Genomic DNA, 3,594 nt, shown 5'->3' with positions numbered 1-3,594 from the left:
TATTGCTGACGAGCTTCTGAATGTACGGGTCTAGACGCGCGTTATATAGAAATGTATTTACTACCAAATGTAGGGTTAGCTGTGGGTGAGTAAGAATCAGTTATATGAAAATCCATCTTGTGTTACAGGCACAAGCAATGCTAACAGGCTCATAGGAAGTACCTAAGTTTGTTTTATAATAGATGTAACTCAACGTTGTAAGCTGATAACGTGGAGGGCTTACTCTTGATGAAGCGTTGAAAAGGAAAATAGTCGTGAGATTAGCGACTGTATAACTGTTCTTCATATCAGTGAAAGTGGTGGCACAGTACCGTCGAAGCGTGTAATGAACGTGGAGGGATAGCCACTAGACTAATTAAAGATTCTTTCAACCATGCAAGACAGTTCTTATACGATTAATAAGGTTCTTGTAAGACTAATAGAGGTTCAGCTCCAAAGGAGCCACCGACTTGTTAAAACGTAAGAAACTGAGGCACAACGAGTATTATGATATGCAATATCATTTTGATTCTTTATATGCTAAAAGTGCTGATGGTCAAAATTTTTATGGATTACTCGATTTAATGCAATCTGATGAAAACATTCGATTAGCTTATCGTAATATTAAACGAAATACTGGTAGTAAAACATGTGGATATGATGAACTAACGATTGAAGATATAAGTCAATTATCCGTTGTAAAAGTTGTATCTACGATACAACGAATGTTTGGACGTTATACACCCAAAGCCGTTAGAAGAGTATTTATCCCGAAGGCAAATGGAAAAACACGACCTTTAGGGATTCCGACTATTTGGGACAGATTGTTCCAACAGTGTATTCTTCAAGTGCTTGAACCCATCTGTGAAGCAAAGTTTTATAAACACAGCTATGGTTTCAGACCCAATCGTAGTACACATCATGCGAAAGCCAGATTTGAGACGCTTATTAATCGAGCTTGTTTATATCACTGTGTAGATGTTGATATTAAAGGGTTCTTTGACAATGTAAATCATGCTAAATTATTAAAACAAATGTGGTCGCTTGGTATTCGTGATAAGGCATTACTTTCTATTATTTCACGTCTTTTAAAAGCTGAAGTTTTAGGAGAAGGATTCCCAACCAAAGGGACCCCGCAAGGGGGAATATTATCACCCTTGTTGTCTAACATTGTATTAAATGAACTAGATTGGTGGATTAGTCATCAATGGGAAAGCTTTGAAACACGAAAACCTTATCAATCATATGCTGGCAGATACAATGCATTGAAAAAATCGAATCTGAAACACTGCTATATTGTGAGATACGCTGATGACTTTAAAATTCTGTGTCGTACTCGCTCGCAAGCGATAAAAATGCATTATGCAGTGAAGGATTTTCTTCAAACAAGGCTTCACCTTGAAATTAGTGAGGAAAAATCGAAAGTGGTCAACTTAAAGAAAAACTCATCAGAGTTTTTAGGGTTCCGTATTAAGGCACATCGAAAGCAGACGAATAGAAGAACGCTATATGTTGCCCGATCCCATATGACTAAAAATTCACTGGATAATGCACAGATAAAGCTTAAACAAGCAATAAAGATGATTCAGAAGCATCAATCACCTGAAAATGTTTGGCGATTCAATACAATAATAATGGGAATACAAAATTATTATTCCGCAGCATCTCACATTACAAAAGACTTAAATAAGCTGAACGGTCGTCTTAATAAGGCGTTATTCAATCGTTTGAACGAAATGAGAAAAGAAGCAACGTTTCAGGAACTCACAAAAACCTTGCAGAAACGGTATAAAGGGTACGAATGTAAACTTTATAAAATAAAAGGAATGGTCATGGTTCCCGTTCATGCCCAACGTTGTAAAGTGAATCTTAATTTCTCTCAATCAATCTGTAACTACACTACCGTAGGTAGAAATAAAATTCATCTAAGTTTGCAAGCAATTAATAAACAAGTGCTCGCTTATGTGATGAAGCAATATATACCAAGTCGTTCCATTGAATATAACGACAATCGGATTAGCCGATTTATTGCACAATACGGAAAATGTGCTGTTACAGGTATTGAATTAGGTCGGAACGATTTTCACTGCCATCATAAAATACCTTTTCATCAAACAAGGGATGATTCCTACGGGAATTTAATGATGGTACACGAACCTGTTCATCGCCTCATTCATATGAGAAATCAAGAGAAAATAAACGTGCTTTTAAACGTACTTATGTTAAACGGAAAACAACTTAAAAAGGTAAATGAATTGCGTGAGCTATGCCTGAACGAAGCAATCTGATTCTACATTTCATCTTGCATATACATAAAAATATTGAATGAATTGGATTAGTTGGAACGCCGTATGCGATGAAAGTCGCACGTACGGTGTGAAGTGGGGGAAAAGCTGGAGATAACTTCAAAGGCTTACCTATCACTATAACAACTGTTGCGCACCGAACGCGACAAATTGATGTTTACGTATTCTTTGTAAATATTTTCGTTAAAGCGGTGTATGATACGAGGGAGTAAAGTGTTAGTGATTTTTGTATTAGTAGTTTTGATCGTATCTTTGTTCCACTTTGCAAAAATAAGAAAGCAGAATCAAACAGTGATTGAGCATAATGATAAGATCATCTCTCTCTTAGAGAAAATAAAGAATAAATAATAATTACGCTTCAATTGAGGCCGATGATTCAATCACGATTTCGCCTGCTTCAATCAATAGTATAGTAGACTGAAATTTCACGATAAGCATATTTAAAATAAGAAGTGTTTACGAATTTTGATTAGGAGTGGTTTACATATTTAGAGGGAATCCGAAAAAGATATTGCTATCATTATTAACCAATCCACTATTCATATTTGTATATTGGATTTTTTGTTATGAATTAGCTTTACTTTGCATGTATGGAAGAATAGATCATACTGTTTCTATTTTATTCGTATCTACAGTATTTTTAATTTCTATCATTGCATTTACTGCAATAAAAATTGTGAAAGGTAAAGAACCTCAACCCAACAAAAAGATTCATGTAAAGGCATGGAAATATGTTTCTATTATAATTATCATAGTCATAACATCATTTTATGGAATGAAGATTTATCAAAGCGCAACCAATTTCGGAGGCGAACTTGCTTGGTTTATTGATAGATTAAAAAATGAAGTTTCAGTTGAATTTGAACATAACAATATATATGTGGATGGAGTAGAAGGGATTTTTACAGATATAAATAAAGAATATGCTTTGCCGGAGAAATTATATATGGAAAGTGATTTTCATCTTGAATTTAATCCGGATGGAACCATCACATCTATAGATACATTTGTTTATGGGGAAAATGCTGATGAGAAGGAGGAAAGTTTCTTAATCACTTATGATCAAGATAAAGCGTCTACTATTACTATAAGAGTAAACGGATATCTACATGCCGATTATGATGAGGACAAACTAGTGGAGCCTTTAATAAGAACGGTTAAAGTTGTTCCAGTTAAACAGACAGTTAGTATTGTGTAGTGCAAGATAGAAGTACAGAGTTTTGAAAGGAATAAGTACATAACGCTGCAATTGTAAAATAATAAAAAAAGGCTTGCCAGCCTTCCAAAATTTCTCTACTGTATTGGTGTC

General features: G+C 34.8%; 1 protein-coding gene and 1 pseudogene. Both read left to right on the top strand.

Features of this window, described 5'->3' with window-relative positions; translation table 11 throughout:
* Positions 1 to 449 precede the first annotated feature (449 nt).
* Positions 450 to 2,267 (top strand): group II intron reverse transcriptase/maturase, encoded by a 1,818-nt coding sequence (gene ltrA / locus CSV64_RS16320; protein ID WP_483315629.1) that lies wholly within the window; start codon positions 450 to 452, stop codon positions 2,265 to 2,267.
* Between the two features lie 493 nt (positions 2,268 to 2,760).
* A pseudogene (locus tag CSV64_RS16310) lies at positions 2,761 to 3,474 on the top strand (WD40/YVTN/BNR-like repeat-containing protein); the annotation flags it as partial.
* Positions 3,475 to 3,594 lie beyond the last annotated feature (120 nt).

Origin of the sequence: Sporosarcina sp. P32b, assembly GCF_002743335.1 — a bacterium.
Taxonomy (GTDB): domain Bacteria; phylum Bacillota; class Bacilli; order Bacillales_A; family Planococcaceae; genus Sporosarcina.
Note: the sequence above shows the minus strand (reverse complement) of the source record. Positions and strands in the feature narration are given on the sequence as shown.